The following is a 25514-nucleotide window of genomic DNA, read 5'->3' as shown; positions in this document are numbered from 1 at the left end:
CTTCCGGTCGCGTATCGGGACAGGAACGATCATTCAGGTGATGTGCACCGGGGAACATCGGCCGTGCGTCCCCAACTCCCCTCCCTCTTGGGAGGGATGCGAGGGGCGTGAGTGGTCCCCTGGTTGTACGGCCCGCCCGCACCGCCCTCAGGGTCGGGGCACCTCCTGGCCGTTGACGAACACCCTTCGGAAGGTCAGGTCGTCGGTGTGGGCGATGCTGTCGGGGGCGCGGATGCCGGTGAACGTGGAGCGGGAGAGGTGCACCCCGCGCAGCCGGTCGGTCTCCAGGCCGACCAGCCGCAGCACGGTCTGGGCGCCGTCGATCTCCATCCGGTCCAGGTGGATGTTCCGCACGGACACCGGCAGTGTCCCGTCCTCGCCACCGTTGTAGTCCATGGTCACGAAGGCGATGTCACGCTCCACGCTCTGCCCGGTGAAGTTCCGGATGTGCACACCGTCGATGGAGCCGCCGCGCTTCTTGTTCGCCTTGACGTACAGCGCGTACTTGACGGGGTAACGGCCGGGGAAGTCCGACGGGTTGATCTCGCAGTCCTCGGCGAAGATGTCACGCACCCCGCCGGACATCTCGCTGCCGACCGTCATCCCGCCCCAGCGGCCGGAGAACCGGCAGTCGCGCACGACGATGTTCCTGCTCGGCACGTTGACCCGGTGGCCGTCCTCGTCCCGGCCGGACTTGACGGCCACGCAGTCGTCGTTGGTGTTGAACCGGCAGCCGGTGATGAGCACATCGGAGCAGCACTCGGGGTCGCACCCGTCGGTGTTGTACAGCGTGCTGTCCACGGTGACATCGCGCACGGTGACGTTGCTCGACAGCACCGGATGTACGGTCCACATCGGCGGATCGACGATGGTCAGGCCGCTGACCAGGACGTTGCGGCAGCGGTAGAACTGCACCATCTTCGGCCGCAGATGGTGCCCGTCGCCGAAGACACGCCGCGCCACCGGCACCCCCGTGGAGCCCATCTCGCGCAGCAGCTTCTGGTCGGCCCCCTGCGGTCCGCCGTCGCGGTACCAGCTCTCCCACGGCCCGAGCCGCGCCTGCCCGTCGAGCGTGCCGCGGCCGGTGACGGCCACGTCCCGCTCGCCGTACGCGTAGATGAAGGGCGAGTAGTTGTAAGCCTCGGTGCCCTCCCAGCGGGTGAGCACCACCGGCAGGAAGTCGCGCGGATCGGGGCTGAAGGCGATCGTGGCGCCCGCGGTGACATGCAGGTCCACCCGGCCGCGCAGATGGATCGCGCCGGTGAGGAAGCGGCCCTCGGGGACGACGACATGGCCGCCGCCCGCGCGGTGGCAGGCGGCGACGGCGGCCCGGAACGCCGCGGTGTTCATCGTCCGCCCGTCGCCGACGGCGCCGTAGTCGGTGACCCTGAACGTGCGCCGGGGGAAGGCGGGCGGCCTGATCCGGGCCAGGATCCCCGGCACCGCGCGCCATGCCCCGGTGTAGGCGGCTGCCGTGCCGGTGTGCGGAGCGGCCGTGCCCGTGTGCGGAGTGGCCGCTCCGGTGTGTGAAGTGGCCGCGTACGCCTGCTCCGCGGACAGGGGAGGGAGCAGCGCGCTCGCCGCCAGCAGACCGCCGGTGCGCAGCGCCGCGCGGCGGGAAGGTCTCGGGTGCATGGCCTGCCTCCTTGGCAATGCTCTAGCTGACGGAGATCCGGTCCAGGTCGGGCGCGGACTCGGTGTCGTTGGAGATCCTGATGGTGTTGGCGCCGGGCTTCAGGGTGACGGGGAGGGTGGTCGTACGTGGCGTGGTGTTCCCGGTGTCGGTCACCGTCACCTTGGCCGCCGGGCCGCCGTTGACGCTCACCTGGAAGGAGCGGGTGCCGTTGACCGTGTAGTCGAGGTGCAGCGTGTGCTCCCCGCCGTCGGGGACGACCACATCGGGGAACACCATGGCCGCCTGCTCGCTGCCGCCGATGTTGCGCACCTTCTCGGCCCCGGAGCAGGGTTCGCAGCCGGTCATGCCCGTGCTGCCGAACTGGTTGGCCGAGTCCTCCGCCTCACGGGCCCATATCCGGCCCTCGGGCAGTGGCCGCACCCGGACCTGGTCCGAGACCGACTTCTGCCGGCCGAGCAGTGCGTAGTCCGCCGTGACGGGGATGTCGGCCGACCCGGCGTCCTGGCCGGACGGGGAGGTGACGGTCCAGGTGCCCCGCACCGTCTGGCCGAGCCGCAGCGACCGGGCCGTCACCGGCCCGCCGTCCGCGGTCCAGCCGGCCGGCAGCCGGGGGGCGAGGCTGACGTTGTCCAGCTGCTCGTCGTCGTCCAGCCGGAGCGTCGCCGTGACGGTGAGGGACCGTTGCCCGGGGCCGACCCACTGCAGACCGTGGGGCCGTACGGTGAGCGTGGTCTTGGGGGTGTACGAGACCGGGGGCAGCGGGGCCACCGCGATCCGGTCCAGACCGGGGCCACGGCGGGCGGTGCTGAACACCTTCACCGTATTGGCCCCGGCCTTGAGCGGCACGGACACCGCCGTGCTCGCCGGCACCTCGGGGCTGTCCGCGGCCACGGGCACCTCGACCGGTGCCGCGCCGTTGACACTCACCGACAGCGAGGAGTCGGCCGCCGCGGTGTAATCCAACTGAAGCCGGTAGTCGCCCTGTTCGGGTGCGCGCACATCGCGGTACGTCACGGAGTCGCGCGGTCCGCCGCCGAGGCCGTCCACGCGCCGGCCGCCCGAGCAGGCGCCGCATGCCACGGAGTGGGCCGCGCCCGACGGCCGGTTCTGCCGTGCCTCGGCCTCCAGCGGCAGCGCGGTCCGGGTGGTCTTCGAGCGGCCGTACGCCACCTGGATCTCGTCGATGCGCAGCTGGTTGTGGAACTCGGGTGCCTGTGGACCGCCCCACAGGCTGCGCACCTCGAGCTTCAGATAGCGGGCGGTCCGGTCGCCGACGTCGATGGTGCGCACCCCGCGCGCACTGGGCAGCGTGCCCGAGCGCACCCGGGTCCAGCGCTTGCCGTCGCCGCTGGCGTAGACGCGGTAGTCCTTGATGCGCGCGGAGTCCTCGGGGCGGCCGAAGGACGACCGGGCGTGCGTCGGGGACCACTCGCGCTGGTTCACCGCCAGCGCCGTGGCGTGTTTGCGCGCGCCGAGGTCGAGGGTGACGGAGACGGGCAGCTCGCCGTCGCTGTCCCAGTAGGTCTCGTAGTCGCTGTCGGCGAGGTCGGCCGCCGGGTGGCCGGTGCGCGCGGACGTGGCGGTGGCGCCGACACCGGACTGCGGGTGGACGGGCCGTCGGCCGTCGGTCTCGACCTTGAAGACGGTGTCGTACGGATCCCAGTCGTGGATGCCGAGGATCGACAGCCGGCCGCCGGACTGGCTGAAGCGCATCGCCTCGCCGGTGCGCGGATCGGTGACCCGGCGCACGGTGTAGCCGTTGTCGCCCAGCCGCACCATGTCGGTGCGGGGCCGGGTGACCACGTGCACATACTGGGTGCGGTCGCCGTTCTCGCCCCGGCCCACGGTGACCACGCCATGAGCGCCGTCGTTCCAGAAGCCGGGCTGCATACCGCCGTACATGTAGCCGCCGCCCTCGACGCCGTACACCGACTCCCGGATGGGCTCGACCCACTTGCCCATGAAGTCGTTGAACTCCTGCTGCTGTGGCGGGAGTTCGCCGTTGACCATGGGTGTCTCGGCCATGAGCGACTTGATGGAGGAGCCCGCGTCGGTGATGTAACGGCCGGTGCTGAGCCGGGCGTCGACCTCGTGGTCGCCGCCGTCGTACCACCAGTCGCCGGTGGTCGGCAGCTTGTAGTCGGCCTCGGTCAGCCGGGGCATGGGAACGGTCACGGCGGCGGGGTAGTCGTACGCCGGGGTCATGCCGGTCTTCTGCTCATTGCTGACCGTGTCCATGATCGGAGTGTCTTCGTTGTTGTTGCTCAGCAGCCAGTCCGGCCGGCGTTCGCGGATCTTCTCGTAGAGACCGTTCTCCTCCCAGTACTCGTTGTCGTTGTCGATCCAGAACCCCGACAGATCCGGGTACTTGTCCATGACCTCGAGGAACAGGTCGTAGCTGTACATGCCGAAGCCACGGCGCGTGGTCAGGTCCACCTGGCGGCCCTTGTACTTCGAGTAGGCGGCCGAATCCAGCGTCTCGGTGCCCGACTCGTTGTGCCACTGCGGGTCGTCGGTCATGTAGAGGATGATGTGCACGCCCTTGGCCTTGGCCGCGGCCACCAGCTCGCCGAGCAGATCGCGCTCGGTGGCACAGCTGCCGGGGACCTTCGAGGGCCAGGGGCGGGCGTAGCCCAGCCTGCTGTGGAAGGTCGCGAGCACGATGTACGAGGCGCCGAGCTTGCGCGCCTCGTCCACCCAGTAGTCGGCGTTCCAGCCGCCCTCGGTGACATCGCGCTCCCAGGTGGCGCAGTCGCGGTGCTGGGGGTGGGTGAACATGCCCCAGTGCAGGAAGAGTCCGGCGGTGGACTGGCGCAGCCACTCCTGCCGGGGGTGCTGGACCTCGGCCTGGGCGGGGGCGGCCAGAAGGCCGATGGCCAGGGCGAGTACGACCGCCGCGCACAGCGCGCGCCACCGCGAACGGGTGGCGCGGGCGGCGCGTGCGGTGCGGGCAGCACCGGCGGCGCGGGCCGCGGGGATGTGGATGGGGCGGAGCGGGATCCTCGGCGTGGGCATGTCCTGTCCTCCGTGAACGTTCCCGTGAGCGTTCACGGAGCACTGTCCGGCCCACCCGGCCGCCGTGTCAATATGTGTGCGAGGTTGGGGTGTTCCGCTGTGGGGTTCCGTTGACGCCCGTCGTCGCCGCGGTGATTATCGAGGATGAGCGGCTCGGGGATCACCCCCGTGAGCGGTCCCGAGTGCCATGTCGTACCACGTCCGGAGGTGGGGAGAGGGGTGGGGCCCGTGCCCATGAGCGCCAGGCCGCGCCGCATCACCATCGAGGATGTGGCGCGCTCGGCCGGGGTGTCCCGGCAGACGGTCTCCCGCGCGGTCAACGACAAACCGGAGATCGACCCCGCCACGCGGCAGCGGGTGCTGCGGGTGGCCCAGTCGATGGGGTACCGGCCCAGCCGGTTCGCCCGTGGCATGGTCGGCCCGCGGCTCACCACGCTGGGTCTGGTCATCGCGGATGTGCTCAACCCCTTCTTCCCCGAGGTGGTTTCCGGGGTGCTGGCGGCGGCCGACGAGCGCGGCTGGCAGGTCGCCGTCTACAGCACCGGGTCCGCCCTGGAACGCGAGACCGCGGTGGCGCGGACCGTGGTGGACCACGTGGACGCGTGTGTCGCCTTCCTGCTCGACCCCGGCGCCATCGAGCTCATCCACCGCTCCGGTATGCCCTTCGTCCTGCTCGACAACGAGCACCGGCCGCCGAGCGTGAGCGGGGGGCGGATCGACTTCGCCACCGGTATGCGGCATGCGGTCGGCCACCTCGTCGAGCGCGGCCACCGGCGGATCGCGATGCTCGACGACCGCGGCCGCCCGGACGCCGGTGGCCACGGCACCCGCCACTCGCTGTTCCTCGGCGCCGCCGCCGAACACGGGCTGCCCGCCGACGGGGAGTGGGTGTTCCCGGCGGCCAACTCCCTCGAGGGCGGGGCGGCGGCCATGGACGACGTGCTGGCCGGCGGCTTCGGGGCGACGGCCGTGCTCGGGTACAACGACCTGATCGCCATCGGCGCCATGCGCCGCGCCCGCGACCGCGGTATGCGGGTGCCGGAGGACTGCGCGTTCGTCGGGTGCGACGGGCTGACGCTGAGCCGGCTCGTGGACCCGCCGCTGACCACCCTGACGGTCGACAAGGAACTCCTCGGCCGGGCCGCGGTGCGGCAGGTCGCCGCGCAGATGACCGGCGCCGGAGCGGGGGAGACGGTGATCGTGCCACGCCTGGTGGTACGCGCGTCCTCCTGATGCCGCCCTCCCTCCCCGCCCGGCGCCGGGATGTCGGGCCATTTAGTTGTGTGCATATAATGATTATGACAACACAATTAAACGGAGGCCCTTCATGCCGGATCCCGCTCCTCGGCGACGATGGCTCGTGCTGGCCATCTGCTGCATGAGCCTGCTGATCGTCAGTCTCGACAACACGATCCTGAACGTCGCCCTGCCCTCCATCCAGCGCGACCTGCACACCTCGGTGTCCGGGCTGCAATGGACGGTCGACGCGTACACGCTGGTGCTGGCGAGCCTGTTGATGCTCTCCGGTTCGACCGCCGACCGGGTGGGCCGTCGCCGCACGTTTCAGGCCGGGCTGGTGATCTTCACCGCGGCCTCGCTGCTGTGCAGTCTGGCTCCCGGGCTCGGCTGGCTGGTCGTCGCGCGGATGCTTCAGGCGGTCGGGGGATCGATGCTGAACCCCGTCGCCATGTCGATCATCACCAATACCTTCACGGATCCCCGGGAACGCGCCCGCGCCATCGGTGTGTGGAGTGGTGTCGTGGGCATCAGCATGGCCGCCGGGCCGATCATCGGGGGTGCGCTGGTGGAGTCGGCCGGCTGGCGGGCGATCTTCTGGCTCAACGTGCCCATAGGCCTTGCCGCGCTCTTTCTGACCCGCAGGTATGTGCCGGAGTCCCGGGCGCCGCGGGCTCGCCGAGTGGACCCGGTCGGGCAGGCGCTCGTCGTGGTGCTGCTCGTCGCGCTGACGTACGCGATCATCGAGTCGCCGAACCTCGGCTGGACCTCTCCCGTGGTCGCCGGGTGCGCGGCCGCGGCGCTGTGCGCGCTGCTGGGGCTGCTGTGGTACGAACCGAGGCGCGCCGACCCGCTCATCGACCTGCGGTTCTTCCGTTCCGCGCCGTTCTCGGGCGCCACCGTGATCGCGGTTGCCGCGTTCGCCGGTCTGGGCGGTTTCCTGTTCGTCAGCTCTCTGTACCTGCAGGATGTGCGGCGGCTCGATCCGCTGCACGCGGGGTTGTTCATGCTGCCCATGGCGGTCATGGCGCTGCTGACCGCACCCGTATCGGGTCGCATGGTGGCCTCGCGGGGGCCGCGTACTCCGCTGCTGCTCGCCGGGGCGGCGTTGTGCGCGAGCGCGGTGCTCCAGGCGCTCACCTACTCCGAGCATCTTCCGGTGCCCCTGCTGGTCGTCGCGTATCTGCTCTTCGGCACCGGCTTCGGGCTGGTCAACGCGCCCATCACCAACACCGCCGTCTCGGGGATGCCCCGTTCGCAGGCCGGTGTCGCGGCCGCGGTGGCCTCCACCAGCCGGCAGACCGGCCAGTCCCTCGGTGTGGCCGTCATCGGTGCCCTCATGGCCGGGGGAGTGCACGCGGACGCGGCGGCCTTCACGGACGCGGCACGCACGGCATGGTGGATCATCGCGGGCTGCGGCGCCGCGGTGCTGGTCATGGGTACGCTCACTTCCGGCCGCTGGGCTCGGGCGACGGCCCAGCGCACGGCGAAGCGGCTCGCCGCCGAGGAGACCAAGGAGACGGTGAACGTCTGATGGAGCGCCCACATGACAACGAGCCGCACGAGGGGGAGGAGCGGGAGGAGAGGGACGAGCGGGACGACGAGACCGTCAGGACGGCGGCCCGAGCCTGGCAGGGGCTGAACACACTCCTGATGGAGCGTCACAACCGCCGCAAGGTGGTCGCGGAGAGCCTCGGCATGAGCTTCAGCCGCGTCAGGGCGTTGCGCCGGCTCGCCGCCGCCCCGATCACCCTTCGCGAACTGGCCGAGCGGCTGGGCGCCGACCCGCCCTACACCTCCGTCATCGTCGACGACCTCGTACGGCGCGGCCTCGCCGAACGCATCACCAACCCGGCCGACCGCCGGTCCAAGCTGGTCCATCTCACCGAGGACGGCAAGGCGCTGGCCGCCCGTGCCACCGCGATCCTCACCACCCCACCCGACGCCCTGCTCGCCCTGCCGCTCGAGGACATCCAGGCGCTCGACCGCGTGGTGGCCAAGCTCCTCGACTGAACGAGGAGTGTGGTCCGCGCGTCCGAACTCGTCTCGCCGCATCCTGGGAGGTGAGTCGGCGGGCCGAGTTCCTGCGTACCTACGGGACGCAGACGGCCCACGGGGCGGTGGCGGCCCTGATGATCGCTGCGGCTTGCCCGCTCACGCGCCTGATGCATGCGCCTGGGCCGGACCGGCGGCTGCCCGGTACCTCAACACCATGGCCGAACGCCGTCGTTATCCGAGCGATTCCTCCCGTCGCCGGTCATCGCCGGCTGTGGCGGGGATGGCGTTGTCGATGAGGGCGGCGGCGATGGCGGCGGCGGCGGGGAAGGCGTCGGCGTTGAGGACCCGGGTGCGGGCCGCGGCGCCGTCGATGAGCAGCGCGAGCTGCTCGCCGAGCTGTTCAGGGTCGGCGGCGCCGGCTTCGCGGGCGGTGTCGGCGAGCCGCGCGGCGACGGCTTCCTTGTAGTCGCGCGCGTACTGGGATGCGGGGTGCTGGGGGTCGTGGAGTTCGACGGCGGCGGCGATGTAGGGGCACAGGGGGGTGGTGGGGGGGATGTCGAAGGCGGCGAGGAGCCGTTCGCGGGGCGTGAGGTCGGTGCGGTCGAACACGCCGGACAGAACGGACGGGTCGAACCGGCGCAGGTACTCGGCGACGAGTTCGTCCTTGCCGGTGAAGTGCTGGTAAGCCGTGCGCTTGGACACCTGGGCCGCCGCGCAGAGCTCGTCCATGCCGGTGCGGTTGATGCCCTGCTCGCGGAACAGCTGCTGGGACGCGCTGAGGATGCGCTCGCGGGCGCCCCGGCCGCGGCGGCGCCCCGTGGGGCCCTTCTCCAACTCCGTCATGGCTCCATGGTACCCCGGCTGGGTAACGACCGGTGTACATAGTTTGCGCCCCGGCTGCCCGCCCCGTACCGTAAGCACACAGGGCGGTGTACATAACGCCGTCACCCCAGGTGCGCACGGCACCACCGACCCAAAGGAGAGACCGTGGGAAAGCTTGACGGAAAGGTCGCGGTCATCACCGGCGGCACCACCGGCATGGCGCTGGCCGGCGCGAAGCTGTTCGTCGACGAGGGAGCGCACGTCTTCATCACCGGCCGCCGCCAGGACGCCCTGGACGAGGCCGTGAAGCAGATCGGCCGCAACGTCACCGGCGTCCAGGGCGACGCCGCCGACCTGGACGACCTGGACCGCCTGTACGACACCGTCAAGCGGGAGAAGGGCAGCCTCGACGTGCTGTGGGCCAGCGCAGGCGGGGGCGAGCCCGCCCCGCTCGGCGAGATCACCGAGGCCCAGTTCGACACCTGGTTCGGGCTCAATGCCCGCGGCACCCTGTTCACCGTCCAGAAGGCCCTCCCGCTCTTCAACGACGGCGGCTCCATCCTCATGACCGGCTCCAACGCCTCCCTCGGCGCCTTCCCCGGCTGGAGCGTCTACGCCGGCAGCAAGGCCGTCCAGCAGGCCTGGGCCCGCATCTGGCTCAACGAGCTCAAGGACCGCCGCATCCGCGTCAACGTCCTGACCCCCGGCCAGGTCGCCACCGCCAAGCAGGAAGAACTCTTCGACGAGGCCACCAAGCGCCAGTTCGAGTCCCTCATCCCCCGCGGCCAGATGGGCCGCCCCGACGAAATCGCCACCGCCGCCCTCTTCCTCGCCTCCGACGACTCCAGCTACGTCAACGGCATGGAACTCGTCGCCGACGGCGGCACCACCGCCATCTGAACCGAACAACGCACAACCAGAACAGGACATCTCATGAGCAACATCAGCATCATCGGCACCGGGAACATGGCCCGCACCATCGGCGCGCGGGCGGTAGCGGGCGGCAACACCGTCGAGGTCATGGGCCGCGATCAGTCCAAGGCCGCCGACCTGGCCAAGGCTCTCGGCGGCGGCGCCACGACGGGAGAATGGGGCACCGCCCCGGCCGGGGACATCGTCATCGTGGCCCTGTTGTACGACGGTGTCGTGCCGGTCGTCGCCCAGTACGGAGACGCTCTCGCGGGCAAGGTCATCGTCGACATCAGCAATCCCTTCAATTCCACGTTCGACGGGCTGGCCCACCGCGAGGAGACCTCGATCGCGCAGGAAGTCGCCAAGGCGGCCCCGGCCGGCGCCAGCGTGGTGAAGGCGTTCAACACCATCTTCCGTCATGTCCTGGAGAAGGGTCGGCCCGACGTCTTCATCGCTGGCGATAACGCGCAGGCCAAGGCAAGTGTGGAGGCGTTCATCGAGAGCCTCGGGCTGCGCCCGCTGGACGTCGGCGGCCTGAGAATGGCGCACTGGCTGGAAGGAGCGGGCGTGGTCACGGTGGGCCTCGCCAACCACGGGGTGGGGAACTTGGACTTCGCCCTCAGCATCACCGAACTTCCCGTCTGAGAGGGCATTCTGAGCCTCCCGGTCACCTGGTCTGTCCTCCGGATGCAGCGGACGGCCAGTCACACCGCTCCAGAACCGAGCCAGGCGGAGGGCTGTTACGGCTCTGTACTGCTGAAGAAGCACGGCGGCATTGCGGCGTACGGTGGCAGCGCGGCAAACGAACGCCTGGGGCGGACACTGCGCCGCTTGCGCCGTCTGTCCGCCCTGACGCAAGAAGAACTGGCCGAGCGTTCCGTCGTGTCCGCGCTGGCGAACGGTCCCGGCGTGGAGCTGACCACCCTCCTGGGCATTGCCGGGCCCGAGCCCACACGGACGTAGGGGACGCGGCGGGAGCCGTGAATACGCTGGAGTCCCTGCGCCGGGTGGCGCCGACGTGGATGCGGCACCACACGTTGGCCGTGGCCATCGTGCGCGACCTGTGGGCGTTGCCCAACCACCCCCCAGGGCTGCGCCCACTGGCGGAGTTCCTGGGGGTTGGCGAATAGCGTCCTGAAACGAGGATGAGCGGGCCCGGCCTCGCGCTCGTGGTCGCGCTGGCCGAGGAGTGGGGCACCGATCCGTCGCCGTGGGGCAAGCGGGTGTGGGCAGAGCTGCACGGGAAGGAAAGCGGATGAGCCAGGGCAGTGGAGCTCCCGGCAGCCCGAGCTTTGTTCGGTACTGCCTGGATGGATCCGGTCAGTCCAGGCCGTGGTCGCGGGCGTAGCGGGTGGCCGCGACGCGGTCGCGGGAGCCGGTCTTGGTGAAGACCCGGTTGATGTGGGTCTTCACGGTATTGCCGCTCAGGAAGAGGGCGGCGGCGATCTCCGCGTTGGTCATACCGCGTGCCATCAGCGTGAGGATCTCCGCCTCACGACGGGTGAGGCCGTCCGGGGGCGGCCGGTCGGCGGCATCGGGCCCCCGGGGAGAGGCATCGGGCTCCGGGGGAGCGGCGTCGGGCCCCGGGGGAGGGGCGCTGGGAGCGCTCGCCGCGGCGAGCAGGGTGGCCTGGACCCTGGGGTCGAGGACGGAGAGCCCTGCGGCGGCGCTGTGCAGGGTACGGGCGATGTGCAGGCGGTCCGCGTCCTTGGTGAGGTAGGCGCGGGCCCCGGCGCGGAGCGTCTCCAGAACGGAGGTGTCGTCGGCGTAGGTGGTCAGGACGACGACGGCGACCTCGGGGTGCTCGGCGGTGAGCCGGCGGGTGGCCTCGGTGCCGTCGAGCACCGGCATGTGCAGGTCGAGCAGGATCGCGTCCGGGTGGTGCTCGGCGACCCGGTCGAGCGCCTGCTGCCCGTTGGCCGCTGAGCCGACGACGTCGATGTCCGGCAGCAGGTCGAGCATGAGGACCAGCCCCTCCCGGACGCTGGCCTGGTCGTCGGCGACCACGATCCGCAGCGGCCGGGTGTCCTGGGCGCTCATCGCGGCACCTCGGCCCGGACGCGCCACTGTCCGTCCCGTACGCCCGCGTCGAGTGTCCCGCCCAGCAGCAGGAGGCGCTCGCGCATCCCGGTGAGGCCGTAGCCGCCGTCGACGGTGGCGAACGCGGGTGCTCGCCGAGGGGACGGCGGTGCGCCCAGCGGGTTGTCGACGGTGAGCGTCATATGTTCGTCCTCATAGGTCAGGGTGACCTCCACCGGCTGGGCGGGGGCGTGTTTGGCGGCATTGGTCAGGGCCTCCTGCGCGGTACGGAAGAGGGGGAGCGCCTGGTCCGCGGGGAGCGGGGAGGGCTCGCCCTCGACCCTGAGCCGTACCGGAACGCCGTGCCGCTGCCGGTGGGTGTCCGCCATCGTGGTCAGTTCCTGGTCGAGCGGCGCGAGGTCGGAGCGCAGGGCGTGCACCGCGCGGCGGGTCTCGGCGAGCCCGTCGGCGGTCAGCCGCCTCGCTCCGTCGAGCACGGTGACCGCCCGGTCGATGTCCCGGTGATCCGTCAACAGGGCACTCGCGGCCTGGATCTGGATGCTCAGGGCGCCCAGCGAATGGGCCAGTACGTCATGGATCTCACGGGCGATCCGGGTGCGTTCGTCCAGTACGGCCACCCGGCGCTGCTCCGCGCGGAGCAGCTCGCTCTGGGCGAGCATGGCGGCCGATTGCTCGGCGCGTATCCGGTAGGCGCGCCGGTTGTGGCTTGCGACCAGGACCAGCGCCACCAGCATCGGATAGCCCAGTGCGAAGCCGCGGCTCGCCCCGGCGACCAGAACCCCGGTCTCCAGGGCCACCACCGTGCAGCCCGCCACGGCCCAGCCCACCGGGAGGCTCAGCTCGGTGCCCAGGTGCATCACGGCCATCAGCGAGAGGCCGATGAGTGCTCCGGCGTGCGGGAAGGCGCTGGCGTAGCCGGAGAGGGCGGCGGCGGCGCCGAGCAGGACCCGCATCCGCGGCGCACGCCTCGCGGCCTCGTCGCCGAGGGCGTGGGTGAGCTCCCACAGCAGCAGCGCCAAGCCGCCCAGCGCGTACGCGACGACGGCCAGGGTCACCGCCCCGGGCCCGGCCGGGGGGCCCGTGAAGGTGTGCAGGCCGATGAACGCGTACGCGCCGGCCCTCATCAGCCATGACACCGTACGCAGCACGAACGCAGGATAGCGGCCCCGAGTCCGCTCGGCCGCGGCGCCGGGGGGTACCTCGTCATCGGCCGAGGGTCCGGCTGTTCCGTCGTCTCGTGTGAGGGCCGCGGGCGCGCCTGCCGGGTGCCGTCCGGTCATCGCCGTCCCCGGCGGCCCCGGTCGCGTAGGCCGTCACGCGCCGACCGGTCGTACGACGCCGTGGGGCCGGAATACTCCGCGGGCCGCTCCGCGCCGGGCGCTGGTGCGTCGCCCGACCCGCCCAGCAGCCCCGCCAGCGCGCCCCGCACATCGAAGGGGCGGCCGTCCTTCTCCGGGGCGAACGGCACGCCGGAGGCGAGGGCGCGCGGTGTGACGACCGCGGCCTGGCCGAGCCGGTTGAGGCCGAGCAGCATCAGGATGGGCGCCGAGGAGCCCGCCACGGGGGCGTGCAGCGCCATGGCGACGACCGTCATCACGACCCGCGAGGCCACCAGCGCCAGCCACAGCCACAGGCCGTACACCGGCATCCGCGCCCACAGCACACCGTCGCGCGGCTCCAGCCGCAGCACCGCTCCCTGGGCGGTGCCGATTCCGGCCGCGATCACCGCGCTGATGACGAGGCAGGCGAGATCGGTCGTGGTGAGGTGGCGGCCACCCTTGCCGAGGCTGGTGAAACCGATGACGGCGAGGATCGCGGGAAGCAGGATCAGCCGCTTGCCGCGCAGCGGCTCGCCGCGTAGCTGACGTGCGATGACGAAGATCACGATGGCGATCGCGGCCAGCACTTGCAGCACGTTCACTGGAGGACTCCCGTCGGCCACGCTTCGGTCGCGTACGCCTGTTGACTCGCTCCGAGGCTAGGAAGGCCCGCGGGGCACCGCGTCACCCCGAGCGGTGACCTCCGGGGTGATCCGCGGGGTGATCCGCGGGTGATACCGGCGCCGGGATCCGGTACCACCGGGCGGCCGAAGCGATCACCCCGGAGGTCACCCCCTGCTACGGCGCGCGGGACCGCGTACCGGCACCAATCTGAGCGAGCCGAATCCGCGGCAGACCGTCCACCGAGAGGCTCGCCATCCCATGTCCACCATCGGTCAAGCCATGATCATCAACGCTGCGGTCCTGATCGCCGTCCTGGAGGCGGACCTCGGGCCCCACCGCAAGATCGGGAAGCTGCGCATCCTGCGGCCGCTGCTGATGACCGCCGCGATCGTCCCTCTCTTCATCAAGAGCCCGGCCACCCACGGCTCCGGTCTGGTGCTCGAACTCGCCGCCGTCGTCGCGGGGTTGATCGTCGGCCTGCTGGCGATGACCTTCACCACGGTCTACACCAGTCCCACGACCGGCAAGCCGGTCAGCCGCGCGGGCTTCGGCTACGCGGCGCTGTGGATCGTCGTGGTCGGGGCACGGGCCGCGTTCTCGTACGGATCGGAGCACTGGTTCGCCCGGCAGCTGGGCCGCTGGATGATGGACCACCAGGTGACCGCCGACGCCCTCACCGACGCGCTGCTGCTGATGGCCGTGGCGATGACGCTCACCCGCACCATCGGACTCGCCACGCGAGCGACCACCGCGGGCCGCCGGGTGCCGGCCGCACCGGCGGCCGAGTAGCGGTGGCTTAGGGCCGACGAGGCCACAATGAGGTTCGCCTTGTTCCGTCTCGTCGGATCGGAGAGAAATGCAGCCCGGACAGGATGAAGAAGTGACCGACGCCGCGGAGCTCGCGGCGCGGCTGCGCCATGTCTTCTGGATCGGTGGCGGGAGTGGTGCGGGCAAGTCGACCACCGCCCGCCGACTCGCCGACCGCTACGGGTGGCGGCTCTACGCGACCGACGACGTGATGCGGGATCACGCCGGGCGGGCCACCCCCGAGGAGGCGCCGTTTCTGCATCGGTTCATCGCCATGGACATGGACGAGCGATGGGTGAACCGATCTCCGGAGGTCATGCTCGAGACCTTCCACTGGTTTCGGGGTGAGGGCTTCGGCCTGATCGTCGAAGACCTCCTTCGGCTGCCGCCGGAGCCCTGCGTCATCGTCGAGGGGTTCCGGCTGCTCCCGCACCTCGTGAAGCCGCTGCTCGACGCTCCTCAGCACGCGGTCTGGCTCCTTCCGACTCCCGACTTCCGTCAGGCCGCCTTCCGCGGTCGGTCCGTACCGGGGGAAGGGTTCGTCCGGAGGACCAGCGATCCGGCGCGGGCCGGGCGCAATCTCGCCGAACGGGATCGCATGTTCACCACGCGCCTCGCGGAGGAAACCGAACGGCTCCGACTGCACACCATCGAGGTCGACACCGCGATGACGGAAGACGATCTCGCTGAGCGAGTGGCCAGGGCGTTCCGACTCTGACGCGAGGCTCCCGCGGCCGCTCCGCCCCGGGCTCACTTGGTGAAGACCGCCCGCGCGATCTCATCGGGCGCGGCGCTCGTCCCGGCGAGCAGTTTCCCGTCCGCGGACCAGATGCCCGAACGGCCGGACGTGCGGTCGAAGCCGCCCCCGGTCGGACCCGCGAAGGCCGCCGTGGCGACCCACACACCGTGGTCGGCGGCGACCCGGCGGGCGCGCTCGCCGTGGAGCCCGGCCTCGTGTCCGGCGTGGACGACACCGGCCACGTAGCCGTCGATGCCCAGCGCCGCCGTCCTCGCGGCGTGCTCGGGGAAACCGGTGTCGCGGCAGACGGCGAGCCCCAGCCGCCACTCGTCCACGTCGATCACGGCGGGCTCCCCGGGCACGAAGCGGATGGCCTCGCTGCGGTGCAGGTGGACCTTTCCGTAGACCACCCGTGCGCCGTCTCCGTCCAGAGCCAGGATGCCGATGCGCGGCCCCGCCACCGGCGCGCCGGCCAGGGCGAGCGTCCCGGTCTCGGCGCACGCGGCGACGATCGGAGCAAGCCGTTCATCGTCCGGGGCGACCGGCGTCGCGTCCAGCTCGTATCCCGTCAGCGACATCTCGGGGAAGACCACCACCCGCGCGCCCGCCGCCCGAACGGCCTCCGCGTGGGCCTCCGCGTTGGCCGCCACGTCATGAGCGGCGCACCTCGGCTGCGCCACCGCGATGCTCAACGGCCGTGTCACCCCGAACTCCCCTCGCCGAGTCGCACGATCAGCCTATCCAGGCCTGTACCGCGGCCACCGCCGAAATCCGCCGGAGGCGCTGCGCCGGCAGCCCGACCTCATGGTTCGGCCTGCCGGCGCGGGGCCCCGCGCACCGAATCTCAGGCGGACGTGGCGGGCGAGGAGGTGGTCGGGGAGGTGGTCGAGGCCGTGTCGGTGCGGGGCTTCCGGCCGTCCTCCGCCGCGCTCGGGCCCGACGGCTCGCCGTCGCGTTCCTCGGGCAGCTTCAGCGTCAGCGTCAGGACGAGCGCGACCAGGTAGAGCGCGAGGAAGATCAGCGTGACTCCGCCGGCGCCGACGAGGGGGAGGAAGAGGCTGGCGACGGCCGGGCCGACGAAGGCCGCGCCGCCCGCGCCCAGGTTGAGCAGGGCCATCGAGCCGCCCTTGTTCTCCGGCGCCATCGACGGGATGAGGGCCGAGATGGGCACGAATCCCGCGAGGGTCGCGCCGTAGAACATGCCCGCGAGCACCGCGACCCAGTAGTAGTCCGGGCCGAGCCAGGTCGGTACGAAGTACAGCGTCGTGACGCTGATCGCACAGCCCAGCGCGCCGAAGCCCGCGATGGTCGTGCGCCAGCCGATGCGGTCGGAGAGGACGCCGAAGATGAGGTTGAAGAAGATGTTCGTGCCGTAGATGATCGCCAGCAGTTGGAGCCACTTGTCCTCGCCGAAGCCGACGTCGTCGGAGAAGATCCGCGGCAGGTACACCAGCATGCCGAACTCCGGGGCCGTGTTGATGATCCGGACCAGGCAGCCCACCAGCACGCGCGGATGGGTCCAGATGATGGAGACGGAGTTGAGCAGGCTCTCGCCGGTGGTGACCTCCGGGGGCGCCATCCGGTCGCCGCCGGGCCTCCGCCGGGCGCCGACCAGGGCGATGGCGCCGCCGATGAGGATGAGGACGAGTGCCGACCACAGCGTGCCCATGCGGCCGAACGAGGGGATCGTCAGGCTCGACCACAGCGAGCCGAGGGTGGGCAGGCCGCCCGTGAAGGCGAAGTAGAACCAGCCCACCGCGGTGCCCAGCCGGGCCTTCGGTGCCGTGTTGGTGATCCATACGAGGAAGCCGAACGCGAAGAGCGGATAGCCGAAGCCCCGGATGCCGTAGAAGATCAGCATCATCGGGTAGTTCTCGGTACCCAGCGCGAAGAGCAGGTACGCGGCGTCGAAGACGGCCCAGATCGCCAGGCCCGTCCACATCACCCGGCGGGGCCCCCACACCTGGCAGAGCGCGCCGGAGAACCACGACGCCAGCATGACGGCGATGCCGTAGACCGTGATGACGTACCCGGCCCGTACGTCCGTCGCCGCGCCGTGATCGGCCATGTACGGAGCGATGAAGCCGGATTCGACACCGTCGCCGATCATGAACAGGAGTACGCCCAGATAGCCCAGGATCAAGGGTTTCGGCATCGGTTCCTCCACTCTGCGGGGATGACGGAGTACGACCGCAGATACTCAAGCGAGTCGAGAGAAATATCAAGAGGTCTGGTAAGAATAACGAGAATCGATGGTAACTACTCGGTCTCGACGACTCTCACATCCGTCAGCTCCCGCATCTCCCGCAGCAGCTCCTCGTCCACCGGCCCGGTGAGCAGGACGTGGTCGAAGGAGTCCACGCTCTCCAGCCGGTGCAGTGCCCGGCGGCCCACCTTGCTGTGGTCCATGAGCAGCACGCTCGTCGCGCCCGCCTGCCGGGTCGCCCGCTTGATGCCGACGATCTCCTGCTCCTGGTGGAAGGTCATGCCCGCGGTGATCCCGGAGGTGGAGAGCACGCTCAGATCGACGGAGATGCCGCCGATCATGTCCATCGCAGGCAGGCCGATCCATGAGTCATGGGTGCGCGAGTACTCGCCGCCCACGCAGATCAGCCGGATGCCCTCCGCGCTCCTCAGCTCTTCCGTGATCAAGCGGTAGTTGGTGACCACGGTCAGCGGTCCCACCTCGGGCAACAGCCGCGCCAGGGCCAGTGCCGAGGTCGAGTCGTCCAGCATCACCGACATCCCCGGGGCCACGAACCGCAGGGCGGCGCGGGCCAGGGACCGCTTCTCGTCGGTGTGCGCGTGCAGCCGGAAGTCCGAACTGGACTCGAAGACCATCGAGGGCTGTGCGGAGACGCCGCCGTGGTACTTGCGCAGGATGCCGCGGTCCGCGAGCTCGGCGATGTCCCGGTGGACCGTCATCAGGCTGACGCCGGTCAGCTCGACCAGTTCGGACACGGTGGCGTCCCCCCGGGCCAGAACGTGGTCGACGATCACTTGCTGCCGCTGTTGCCGCGCACCGCGCGACGACGGGGGAGTAGTCATGCCCTACATCCTGCCGTGTTTATTTCTCACATAGAACCCGTGACAACTCACGCTGTGACTGTTAATTTCGCTGTGACGGACCCCGCCGGGTGCCACCACCCGGCGGACACCGCCGGGCGCACGGACACCCCCGTGCCCCGCCAGCCAGACATCCTCAGCCGGAAGATCAGGGGTACGCATGGCCGACGCAGTGGTCTTCGACATGGACGGCGTGCTCGTCGAGAGCGAGCATCTGTGGGAGGAGCTGTGGGCCGCCTACGCCGCCGCACGCGGCCGCACATGGGGCCCGGAGCAGACGCGCGACGTCCAGGGGATGAGCGCCCCCGAGTGGGCCGCCTACCTCACCCGGTTCTGCGGGGCGGGTGACGCCGCCACCGACACCGAGCAGGCCGTCGTCGACGGCATGGTCCAGGCCCTGGCCGACGGCCGCATCGGCCTGCTGCCCGGAGCCGGCGAGATGATCAACGCCACCGCCGAGCTCGCCCCCGTGGCGCTCGCCTCCTCAGCGCCGCGCCGGGTCATCGACGCCGTCCTCGTCCACCACGGCGTCGACCACCACTTCAAGGCGACCGTCTCCAGCGCCGAGGTGGAGCGCGGAAAGCCGAGCCCGGACGTCTATCTGGCCGCCGCGCGCGCCCTCGGCGTGGCCCCGGAGCGCTGTCTGGCGGTGGAGGACTCCAGCAACGGGCTGCGCGCCGCCGCGGCCGCCGGGATGACCGTCGTGGCCATCCCGAATCCGCAGTATCCACCCGCCGAGGACGCCCTGGCCGCCGCCGCTTACCGTTCTTCGGACCACCATGACGTATGTGACTTCCTGCTCAGCAGGCTCGAGACCCGAGGGGAGTGACCGACATGACCACGGTCCTGGTAGCCGGCGACGACTTCATCGCGCCCGATCTCTTCTCCGCCGCCCTGAGCGAGAGCCTGCCCTCCGCCGGGCTGGGCTTCCGCACGCTGCGCACCCGCTGGCCGAACGAACCCTTCGGACCGGTCGGGGCCGACGGGCAGGGGAACGGCGGGGTCAAGGAGGCCAGCGGCACCGAGGAGCAGGTGCTGGAGGCGCTCGGTGACGCGAGTGTCGCCCTCACCCAGATGGCGCCCTTCACCGCCCGGGTCATCCGCGAGTCACCCGGTCTGAAGTTCATCGGCGTGGCCCGCGGCGGTCCGGTCAACGTGGACCTGGCCGCCGCCACCGCCGCCGGGATCCCCGTCACCTTCACACCGGGCCGCAACGCCGCCGCGGCCGCCGAATTCGCCGTCGGCCTGATCCTCGCCGCCATGCGCCGCATCACCCACGCCGACGCGGCCCTCAAGGCGGGCACCTGGCGTGGCGACTACTACGCCTACGAGAACGCGGGCCTGGAGCTCGACGGCGCCACCGTCGGCCTCGTCGGGTACGGGGCCATCGGCTCGATCGTGGCCCGCGTGCTGCGCGCCTTCGGCGCCCACGTCGTCGTCTCCGACCCGTACGCGGACCCGGAGCGGGCCCACGCCGACGGCGTCGAGCTCACCGCCCTGGAGGACCTGCTGCGACGCAGCTCCGTGGTGAGCCTGCACGCCCGGGTCACCCCCGAGACCCGGCATCTGCTGAACGCCGGCAACCTCGCGCTGCTGCCCGAGGGCGCCGTCCTCGTCAACTCCGCCCGTGGTGAGCTGCTCGACTACGCCCCGCTGCCCGGCCTGCTGGAGTCCGGCCGGCTCGGCGCGCTCGCCCTCGACGTCTACGACATCGAGCCGCCCCCGGCCGACTGGCCGCTGCACAAGGCCCCCAACGTCATCACCACACCCCACCTGGCGGGCGCCACCCGGCGGACCGCCGACCGGGCCGCCCTGATCACCGCCGGTGAGGCCGCCCGCTTCCTGCGCGGCGAACCGCTGCGGCACGTGGCCAATCCGGAGGTGCTGACCGGGAGCCGGCCATGATCGTCGGCGTCGACATCGGCACCTCGGTCACCAAGGCCCAGCTGATCTCCCGCGACGGCCGGACCACCCCCGCGCACGAGGCCCGCAGCACCGTCTACACCCTGCCCGGACACCGCGTCGAGCAGGATCTGGACGACGTCGTGGGCACCGTGGAGACCGTCGTACGGGCGGCGCTCGCCGACGCCGCGCAGCTGGCCGACGAACCGGTCGAGGCCCTCGCCCTCACCGGGCAGGGCGACGGCCTGTGGCTGCGCGACGCCTCGGGCGCCCCGGTCGGCCGCGCGCTGTCCTGGATGGACGGCCGGGCCGCGGACCGGCTCGACCGGTGGACCGCCGACGGCACCCTGCGCGCCCTGCACCGGCGCACCGGCGTCGGCCTCTTCCCCGGCTCCGCGGCACCCCTGCTGGCGCATCTGGCCGAGCACGAGCCGGAGCGGCTGGAGGCGGCCGAGGTCGCCGGGTACTGCGTGGACGCCGTCGTGCAACGGCTGACCGGCGCCGTGACCGTGGACGTCTCCGACGCCTCGCAGCCATTCCTCGACGTGGCCACCCGTACGTACGACGAGACCGCGCTCGAGCTGTGCGGGCTGTCCGCACACCGCAGGCTGCTGCCGGATCCGGCGCCGTCCGGCACCCTGCACCGGCTGCTGCCCGACGCCGCCCGGCGGCTGGGCCTGCCCGCGGGGCTGCCGGTCTCCGCCGGCCCGTTCGACATCCCCGCCTGCGCCTTCGGCTCCGGGGTCGCCGAACCGGGGGAGGGCAACCTCATCATCGGCACCACCCTCGCCGCCCAGGTCCTGGACACCGAGCCGCGCCCGGCCCTCGCCGAGGACCCGGCCGGGATGGTGCTGGCCACCCCGTACGAGGGCCGGTTCCTGCGGGTCATGCCCGCCATGATCGGCACCGCGGGCCTGGACTGGCTGCTGAAGCTGCTCGATGTGAAGATCGAGGCGCTGGACGCGCTGCTCGTCCAGTCCCCGCCCGGTGCCGCGGGCGTCACCGCGCTGCCGTTCCTGTCCACCAGCGGCGAGCGCGCGCCCTTCGTCGACCCGCGGGCCCGCGGCCGGTTCGACGGCCTCTCCCCGCTGGCCGGCCGCGCCGACCTGGTACGGGCGCTGTGCGAGGCCGTCGCCTACTCGGCCCGGCACTGCATGGAAACCCTCGGCGTCACCAGCACCGTCACCGCCTGCGGCGGTGGCGCGCGCTCCGGGGAGTGGGCACGGATCTTCGCCGGTGTCCTCGGCGGCGACCTGGAGGTCTGCGACGACGCCGTGGGCATCCGCGGCGCGGCCCACGTCGCCTGGCGCTCCCTGGGCACGCCGGTCGACCCCGGCGCCTGGCGCGCCCGACTCCGCACCGTCACCGCCGAGCGCGGGCTGATCGACCACTACGCCGAGGGCTACGCCGCCTACCGCCAGGCCCTCGACACCGCACGCGAAGGCTGGAGCACACGATGACCAGGCTCTTCAACGACCCCGCCCGGTTCACCGACGACATGATCACGGGCTTCGCCGCCGCCCACCCCGGGCACGTACGGGCCGTGCCCGGCGGTGTGGTGCGCGCCCGCCCGGCCCGCGCGGGCAAGGTGGCCGTGCTCACCGGCGGCGGCTCCGGCCACTACCCCGCCTTCTGCGGTGTCGTCGGCCCCGGATTCGCCGACGGCTCGGTCATCGGCGATGTCTTCACCTCCCCGTCGGCCGCCCGCGCCCGCTCGGTCGCCGAGGCGGCGGAGTCGGGCGGCGGTGTCCTCTTCCTCTTCGGCAACTACGCGGGGGACGTGATGAACTTCGGCCTCGCGGAACGGCAGTTGGAGGGCGACGGAATCGCCGCCCGCTGCTTCGCCGTCACCGACGACATCGCCTCCGCCCCCGCCGGTCAGACGGCGCGGCGGCGTGGCATCGCGGGTGGCTTCGTCGTCTTCAAGACCGCGTCGGCGGCGGCCGAGGAGGGTGCCTCGCTGGACGAGGTCGTCCGCGTCGCCGAGCACACCAACGCCCGTACCCGCACGCTCGGAGTGGCCTTCGACGGCTGCACCCTGCCGGGCGCCGACGCTCCCCTGTTCACCGTTCCCGAGGGCCGCTTGGGTCTCGGTCTCGGCATCCACGGCGAACCGGGGGTCAGCGAGGACACCCTGGGCACCGCGGAGGATCTGGCCCGCGCCCTGGTGACGGGGCTGCTCGCGGACCGGCCCGCCGGGGCGGGCGACGACGGGCGGGTCGCGGTCGTCCTCAACGGTCTCGGCGCCACGAAGTACGAGGAGCTGTACGTGCTGTGGGGCGCCGTGGCCCGTCAGCTGGACGAGGCGGGGCTCACGCCCGTACGCCCCGAGGTCGGCGAACTCGTCACCAGTCTCGACATGGCCGGCTGCTCGCTGACCCTGAGCTGGCTGGACGAGGAGCTGGAGCGGCTGTGGCTCGCCCCGGCCGACACCCCGGCGTTCTGCCGTACGGCACCGCCCGAACCCCCGCTGGACGACGACGCCGTACGGCCCGCCGCGGCCCCGCGCCGCCCGGAGCGGTCGACCGCCACGGCGTCCGGCGCGGCGGTCGAGGCCGCCGAGCTGGCCGTCCACGCACTGCGCGCCGCCCGCGACGTACTGCACCGGGACGCGGAGGACCTGGGCCGGCTGGACGCGGTGGCGGGCGACGGCGATCACGGCCGTGGCATGTGCAAGGGCGTCGACGCGGCACTCGCGGCCGCGGAAAAGGCACACACCGACCGGCTCGCCCCGGCGGCGGTGCTGGCCGCCGCCGGTGACGCCTGGGCGGCGGAGGCTGGGGGCACCTCGGGGGCGCTGTGGGGGGTGGGGCTGCGCGCCATCGGCGCGGCGCTGCCTGCCGACCGGGCGCCGGGGCGCGAGGAGTTGGCGTCCGCCGCCGCGGAAGCGCTCACCGCCGTCACCTCGCTCGGCGGGGCCGAAGTGGGCGACAAGACCCTGGTCGACGCCCTCACGCCGTTCGCCACCGCCTTCGCGACGGGGCTGCGGAGCGGAGCCCCGGTGTCCGAGGCGTACGCGTCCGCCGTGGCCGAAGCCCGTACGGCCGCGGAGAACACCGCCGGGCTGCGCCCCCGCCTGGGCCGCGCCCGACCCCTCGCCGACCGCAGCGTGGGCACCCCCGACCCCGGAGCCACCTCACTCGCCGCGGTGCTGACCGCGGTGGCCACTCTCCCCGCGACGACAGGAAGCGATCCCGTATGACCACCGCGCATGCCTTCCGGATCGTCGTCGGCTGCGACGACGCCGGTTACGACTACAAGGAAGTCCTCAAGCAGGATCTGCTGGACGACCCCCGGGTCGCCGAGGTCATCGACGTCGGCGTGGGCAGCGACGAGCACACCGCCTATCCGCATGTCGCGGTGGAAGCGGCCCGCCGCGTGGCCGAGGGCACCGCCGACCGCGCCCTGCTGGTGTGCGGCACCGGCCTCGGCGTGGCCATCAGCGCCAACAAGGTCCCCGGCATCCGCGCGGTCACCGCCCACGACACCTACTCCGTGCGCCGCTCGGTCCTCAGCAACAACGCCCAGGTGCTCTGCTTCGGCCAGCGCGTCATCGGCCTGGAACTCGCCCGCGCGCTTACGGATGACTGGCTCGCGCAGAGCTTCGACGAGGCCTCCCCGTCGGCGGAGAAGGTCGCCGCCATCCGGAGTTACGAGGGCTGACCGGGGGCGGGGCGGCGGCGGACGCCGAGGGCGGACCGCCGCGGCCTGCCCGTGTCGCGCTCGGCGCCGAAGCCGATCGTTGCCAAGCCGGTCTCCTCACACTAGGTTCACGACAATGGACGTGGAGGCGGCGGCCGACGAACTTCTGGGGTCCCTCGCGGCGAGGGCCGACGCGGACTTCGCGGTCAGAATGCAGCGCTACTTTCCGCAGCGGATCCGCGCGCTCGGGGTGAGCAATGCCTCAGTAGTGGAGATCGCGAACGCCTACTTCCGCGAGAGGCCGGACGTGCCCGCGGCGACGCGGTCGGCTCTCGCGGAAGAAGTCCTGTCGCGCGCCTCCTACCACGAAGAGGTCCTGCTGGGATTCGCGGTCCTGCACAAGGTCGCGAGGGTCGGGCTGGGCCCCGAACTGCTCGACCGCTGTGAGCACTGGCTCGGATCGTATGTGTCGAACTGGGCGCAGTGCGACGACCTGTGCCTGAAGTTGCTGTACCCGTTCTTCCGCGGACACCTCGATCAGATCCCGCGGACGCGAGCCTGGGCCGAATCCCGGTCCAGCTGGGCGAGGCGCGCCGCGAACGTGGCCGTCGTGAAGTTCGTTCGGCGCAAGGTGGGCCGGTCGGTGTTCGAACTGCCCCTGTCCCACGTCTTCGACAACTGCACCCGGCTGATGCACGACGACGATGTGTATGTGCAGAAGGGCTGTGGGTGGCTGCTCAAGGTCACTGCCGAGGTGCATCCGGACGAGGTGGCCGAGTTCCTGCGCACATGGCGTACTGAAATGAGCCGCGACACATTCCGGTACGCGATCGAGAAGATGGCCAAGGAGACGCGAACTTCCCTGATGGCGGGCGGGCGAACAGCTTAGTGCCGCCCGGTGCTCTGGCCGATCCGGAGGACGGTCAGATAGCGGCGTGACGCCCGGTCATCCATTCGGGTCAGGATGCGCTCGGCGACGGCGTCGAGCAGGGGCTCGCGGACGTCGCGGTCGAGTCTCCGGTAGAGCGACGTCGAGCGAAGGTGATCGGCGAAGCCTTCCCCGTTGAACCACTGAACGGTCGGGTACCAGCGCACGATCGGCGGGCCGAACAGGCCGCCGGGGTCGTCGACCAGCCCCCAGCCCCCGTCGGTGCCGCGTACGTCGTCCTCGAGCGGGGGATGACCCCAGCCAGGGTTCCCGGGGCAGAACCGCTCGTGGAGATCGGCGGTCTCGGCGTACACCTCCGGCTCTCCCGGCCTGCGGACCACGACGTTGCCGAGCAGCGCCAGCCAGCCGCCGGGGCGGAGCACATCGTGTGCTCGCCGCCAGCCGATCGACGGGTCGACCCAGTGCCAGGAGGACGCGGCCACGAGGGCGTCGAAGCGTGCACCGCGGTCGTCCCACTCCTCGAATGTCGATGTCTCGACTTCGACGTTGGGGAGGGCGGCGAGCCGTCGCCGCGCCAGCGCGGCCATTTCCCGGCCCGGCTCGATGGCGGTCACCGAGCATCCGAGCGCTGCCAGCGAGCGCGTGGCCTGCCCGGTACCGCAGCCCACCTCGAGCACCGACGACCTTGCTTCCATGCCGGTGATGGCGGCAAGGTCCGCGAACAGCTCGTCCGGGTACCCCGGCCGGACCCGGTCGTAGACCTCGGCCACCTCGTTGAACACCCGACCGAGGTCACGTCGGTTCGCGCGCTTCTCCGGATCACCCGTCACGAACGCACAAGCTATGCGGCTCATCCACGGGGACGCC

At 71.6% G+C, this 25514-nt stretch carries 24 protein-coding genes and 1 pseudogene; 15 read left to right on the top strand and 10 right to left on the bottom strand.

Annotated features, from left to right (window positions below; genetic code table 11):
• Positions 1-147: 147 nt before the first annotated feature.
• A complete protein-coding gene (locus tag J2Z30_RS05125) occupies positions 148-1635 on the bottom strand; it encodes a glycoside hydrolase family 28 protein (RefSeq protein WP_044578627.1) in 1488 nt (495 codons plus the stop codon).
• Between the two features lie 22 nt (positions 1636-1657).
• Positions 1658-4651, bottom strand: coding sequence for an alpha-L-fucosidase (locus J2Z30_RS05120; protein ID WP_209468557.1), 2994 nt, complete (start codon positions 4649-4651; stop codon positions 1658-1660).
• A 234-nt stretch (positions 4652-4885) separates the two neighbouring features.
• Here J2Z30_RS05120 and J2Z30_RS05115 point away from each other — a divergent pair, with 234 nt between their 5' ends.
• From J2Z30_RS05115 to J2Z30_RS05105, 3 genes are all read left to right on the top strand, one after another.
• On the top strand, positions 4886-5884 hold the full coding sequence (locus J2Z30_RS05115; RefSeq protein WP_044578630.1) for a LacI family DNA-binding transcriptional regulator: 999 nt from the start codon (positions 4886-4888) through the stop codon (positions 5882-5884).
• A 94-nt stretch (positions 5885-5978) separates the two neighbouring features.
• Positions 5979-7421: an MFS transporter gene (locus J2Z30_RS05110; protein WP_044578633.1), complete on the top strand. Its 1443-nt coding sequence runs from the start codon at positions 5979-5981 to the stop codon at positions 7419-7421.
• Positions 7421-7900 (top strand): MarR family winged helix-turn-helix transcriptional regulator, encoded by a 480-nt coding sequence (locus tag J2Z30_RS05105; protein ID WP_078957055.1) that lies wholly within the window; start codon positions 7421-7423, stop codon positions 7898-7900. Before J2Z30_RS05110 ends, J2Z30_RS05105 begins: the two co-directional genes overlap by 1 nt.
• A gap of 216 nt (positions 7901-8116) precedes the next feature.
• On the opposite strand, the gene J2Z30_RS05100 is transcribed toward J2Z30_RS05105, so the two are convergent.
• Positions 8117-8728: a TetR/AcrR family transcriptional regulator gene (locus J2Z30_RS05100; protein WP_044578636.1), complete on the bottom strand. Its 612-nt coding sequence runs from the start codon at positions 8726-8728 to the stop codon at positions 8117-8119.
• 144 nt (positions 8729-8872) lie between these two features.
• Here J2Z30_RS05100 and J2Z30_RS05095 point away from each other — a divergent pair, with 144 nt between their 5' ends.
• The 4 genes and pseudogenes from J2Z30_RS05095 to J2Z30_RS05085 all read left to right on the top strand — a co-directional run.
• A complete protein-coding gene (locus J2Z30_RS05095; protein ID WP_037738440.1) occupies positions 8873-9607 on the top strand; it encodes an SDR family NAD(P)-dependent oxidoreductase in 735 nt (244 codons plus the stop codon).
• Between the two features lie 33 nt (positions 9608-9640).
• Positions 9641-10264 carry an NADPH-dependent F420 reductase gene (locus J2Z30_RS05090; RefSeq protein WP_044578642.1) on the top strand — a complete coding sequence of 208 codons (624 nt, stop codon included), beginning with the start codon at positions 9641-9643 and terminating at the stop codon, positions 10262-10264.
• Between the two features lie 186 nt (positions 10265-10450).
• Positions 10451-10582, top strand: a complete 132-nt coding sequence (locus J2Z30_RS50755; RefSeq protein ID WP_281062638.1) for a hypothetical protein — start codon at positions 10451-10453, stop codon at positions 10580-10582.
• A pseudogene (locus J2Z30_RS05085) lies at positions 10561-10749 on the top strand (transcriptional regulator); the annotation flags it as partial. The gene J2Z30_RS50755 and the pseudogene J2Z30_RS05085, both read left to right, overlap by 22 nt.
• 190 nt (positions 10750-10939) lie before the next feature.
• Here J2Z30_RS05085 and J2Z30_RS05075 read toward each other — a convergent pair.
• The 3 genes from J2Z30_RS05075 to J2Z30_RS05065 all read right to left on the bottom strand — a co-directional run bounded on the left by J2Z30_RS05075 (position 10940) and on the right by J2Z30_RS05065 (position 13580).
• Positions 10940-11659 carry a response regulator gene (locus tag J2Z30_RS05075; RefSeq protein WP_044578648.1) on the bottom strand — a complete coding sequence of 240 codons (720 nt, stop codon included), beginning with the start codon at positions 11657-11659 and terminating at the stop codon, positions 10940-10942.
• Entirely contained in the window at positions 11656-12807 is a 1152-nt protein-coding gene (locus J2Z30_RS05070) for a sensor histidine kinase (RefSeq protein ID WP_209468556.1), read from the bottom strand. The genes J2Z30_RS05075 and J2Z30_RS05070 overlap by 4 nt, the downstream gene beginning before the upstream one ends.
• Before the next feature lie 128 nt (positions 12808-12935).
• Complete coding sequence (locus tag J2Z30_RS05065) at positions 12936-13580, bottom strand: hypothetical protein (RefSeq protein ID WP_044578651.1); 645 nt, start codon at positions 13578-13580, stop codon at positions 12936-12938.
• A 301-nt stretch (positions 13581-13881) separates the two neighbouring features.
• Here J2Z30_RS05065 and J2Z30_RS05060 point away from each other — a divergent pair, with 301 nt between their 5' ends.
• Positions 13882-14391: a hypothetical protein gene (locus J2Z30_RS05060; RefSeq protein WP_209468555.1), complete on the top strand. Its 510-nt coding sequence runs from the start codon at positions 13882-13884 to the stop codon at positions 14389-14391.
• 91 nt (positions 14392-14482) lie between these two features.
• The gene (locus J2Z30_RS05055; RefSeq protein WP_308279753.1) at positions 14483-15127 is read left to right on the top strand and encodes a hypothetical protein; all 645 of its coding nucleotides are present in this window, start codon (positions 14483-14485) and stop codon (positions 15125-15127) included.
• A 32-nt stretch (positions 15128-15159) separates the two neighbouring features.
• Here the strand turns inward: J2Z30_RS05055 and J2Z30_RS05050 are convergent, their stop codons facing one another.
• From J2Z30_RS05050 to J2Z30_RS05040, 3 genes are all read right to left on the bottom strand, one after another.
• Positions 15160-15852 carry a carbon-nitrogen hydrolase family protein gene (locus J2Z30_RS05050; RefSeq protein ID WP_044578658.1) on the bottom strand — a complete coding sequence of 231 codons (693 nt, stop codon included), beginning with the start codon at positions 15850-15852 and terminating at the stop codon, positions 15160-15162.
• Between the two features lie 140 nt (positions 15853-15992).
• Complete coding sequence (locus tag J2Z30_RS05045; protein WP_044578661.1) at positions 15993-17303, bottom strand: MFS transporter; 1311 nt, start codon at positions 17301-17303, stop codon at positions 15993-15995.
• Positions 17304-17407: 104 nt separating this feature from the next.
• Positions 17408-18196, bottom strand: coding sequence for a DeoR/GlpR family DNA-binding transcription regulator (locus J2Z30_RS05040; protein ID WP_044578664.1), 789 nt, complete (start codon positions 18194-18196; stop codon positions 17408-17410).
• A gap of 178 nt (positions 18197-18374) precedes the next feature.
• Between J2Z30_RS05040 and J2Z30_RS05035 the strand changes: the two genes are divergently transcribed.
• The 6 genes from J2Z30_RS05035 (at position 18375) to J2Z30_RS05010 (ending at position 24647) form a co-directional block, all read left to right on the top strand.
• Positions 18375-19043 carry an HAD family hydrolase gene (locus J2Z30_RS05035; RefSeq protein WP_078957056.1) on the top strand — a complete coding sequence of 223 codons (669 nt, stop codon included), beginning with the start codon at positions 18375-18377 and terminating at the stop codon, positions 19041-19043.
• A 5-nt stretch (positions 19044-19048) separates the two neighbouring features.
• Positions 19049-20119 (top strand): 2-hydroxyacid dehydrogenase, encoded by a 1071-nt coding sequence (locus J2Z30_RS05030; protein ID WP_044582261.1) that lies wholly within the window; start codon positions 19049-19051, stop codon positions 20117-20119.
• Positions 20116-21576: an FGGY-family carbohydrate kinase gene (locus tag J2Z30_RS05025; RefSeq protein WP_044578666.1), complete on the top strand. Its 1461-nt coding sequence runs from the start codon at positions 20116-20118 to the stop codon at positions 21574-21576. The genes J2Z30_RS05030 and J2Z30_RS05025 overlap by 4 nt, the downstream gene beginning before the upstream one ends.
• Complete coding sequence (locus J2Z30_RS05020; protein ID WP_044578669.1) at positions 21573-23318, top strand: dihydroxyacetone kinase family protein; 1746 nt, start codon at positions 21573-21575, stop codon at positions 23316-23318. The genes J2Z30_RS05025 and J2Z30_RS05020 overlap by 4 nt, the downstream gene beginning before the upstream one ends.
• Positions 23315-23779: a ribose-5-phosphate isomerase gene (locus J2Z30_RS05015; protein ID WP_044578672.1), complete on the top strand. Its 465-nt coding sequence runs from the start codon at positions 23315-23317 to the stop codon at positions 23777-23779. Before J2Z30_RS05020 ends, J2Z30_RS05015 begins: the two co-directional genes overlap by 4 nt.
• A gap of 115 nt (positions 23780-23894) precedes the next feature.
• Complete coding sequence (locus tag J2Z30_RS05010) at positions 23895-24647, top strand: DNA alkylation repair protein (RefSeq protein WP_044578675.1); 753 nt, start codon at positions 23895-23897, stop codon at positions 24645-24647.
• Here J2Z30_RS05010 and J2Z30_RS05005 read toward each other — a convergent pair.
• Complete coding sequence (locus J2Z30_RS05005; protein WP_052701720.1) at positions 24644-25477, bottom strand: class I SAM-dependent methyltransferase; 834 nt, start codon at positions 25475-25477, stop codon at positions 24644-24646. The two genes, J2Z30_RS05010 and J2Z30_RS05005, sit on opposite strands and share 4 nt — an antisense overlap.
• Positions 25478-25514: the final 37 nt, after the last annotated feature.

This window comes from Streptomyces iranensis (assembly GCF_017874715.1).
GTDB classification, from domain to species: domain Bacteria; phylum Actinomycetota; class Actinomycetes; order Streptomycetales; family Streptomycetaceae; genus Streptomyces; species Streptomyces iranensis.
This window is presented reverse-complemented; position numbering and strand designations above follow the sequence as displayed.

Bases quoted from the DNA above. Each gene is read 5' to 3' on its own strand.
- J2Z30_RS05025 (WP_044578666.1), top strand. From the start codon at position 20,116: ATGATCGTCGGCGTCGACATCGGCACCTCGGTCACCAAGGCCCAGCTG.
- J2Z30_RS05010 (WP_044578675.1), top strand. From the start codon at position 23,895: ATGGACGTGGAGGCGGCGGCCGACGAACTTCTGGGGTCCCTCGCGGCG.
- J2Z30_RS05100 (WP_044578636.1), bottom strand. From the start codon at position 8,728: ATGACGGAGTTGGAGAAGGGCCCCACGGGGCGCCGCCGCGGCCGGGGC.
- J2Z30_RS05075 (WP_044578648.1), bottom strand. From the start codon at position 11,659: ATGAGCGCCCAGGACACCCGGCCGCTGCGGATCGTGGTCGCCGACGAC.
- J2Z30_RS05035 (WP_078957056.1), top strand. From the start codon at position 18,375: ATGGCCGACGCAGTGGTCTTCGACATGGACGGCGTGCTCGTCGAGAGC.
- J2Z30_RS05040 (WP_044578664.1), bottom strand. From the start codon at position 18,196: ATGACTACTCCCCCGTCGTCGCGCGGTGCGCGGCAACAGCGGCAGCAA.
- J2Z30_RS05120 (WP_209468557.1), bottom strand. From the start codon at position 4,651: ATGCCCACGCCGAGGATCCCGCTCCGCCCCATCCACATCCCCGCGGCC.
- J2Z30_RS05045 (WP_044578661.1), bottom strand. From the start codon at position 17,303: ATGCCGAAACCCTTGATCCTGGGCTATCTGGGCGTACTCCTGTTCATG.
- J2Z30_RS05110 (WP_044578633.1), top strand. From the start codon at position 5,979: ATGCCGGATCCCGCTCCTCGGCGACGATGGCTCGTGCTGGCCATCTGC.
- J2Z30_RS05030 (WP_044582261.1), top strand. From the start codon at position 19,049: ATGACCACGGTCCTGGTAGCCGGCGACGACTTCATCGCGCCCGATCTC.
- J2Z30_RS05125 (WP_044578627.1), bottom strand. From the start codon at position 1,635: ATGCACCCGAGACCTTCCCGCCGCGCGGCGCTGCGCACCGGCGGTCTG.
- J2Z30_RS05090 (WP_044578642.1), top strand. From the start codon at position 9,641: ATGAGCAACATCAGCATCATCGGCACCGGGAACATGGCCCGCACCATC.
- J2Z30_RS05105 (WP_078957055.1), top strand. From the start codon at position 7,421: ATGGAGCGCCCACATGACAACGAGCCGCACGAGGGGGAGGAGCGGGAG.
- J2Z30_RS05020 (WP_044578669.1), top strand. From the start codon at position 21,573: ATGACCAGGCTCTTCAACGACCCCGCCCGGTTCACCGACGACATGATC.
- J2Z30_RS05015 (WP_044578672.1), top strand. From the start codon at position 23,315: ATGACCACCGCGCATGCCTTCCGGATCGTCGTCGGCTGCGACGACGCC.
- J2Z30_RS05060 (WP_209468555.1), top strand. From the start codon at position 13,882: ATGATCATCAACGCTGCGGTCCTGATCGCCGTCCTGGAGGCGGACCTC.
- J2Z30_RS05115 (WP_044578630.1), top strand. From the start codon at position 4,886: ATGAGCGCCAGGCCGCGCCGCATCACCATCGAGGATGTGGCGCGCTCG.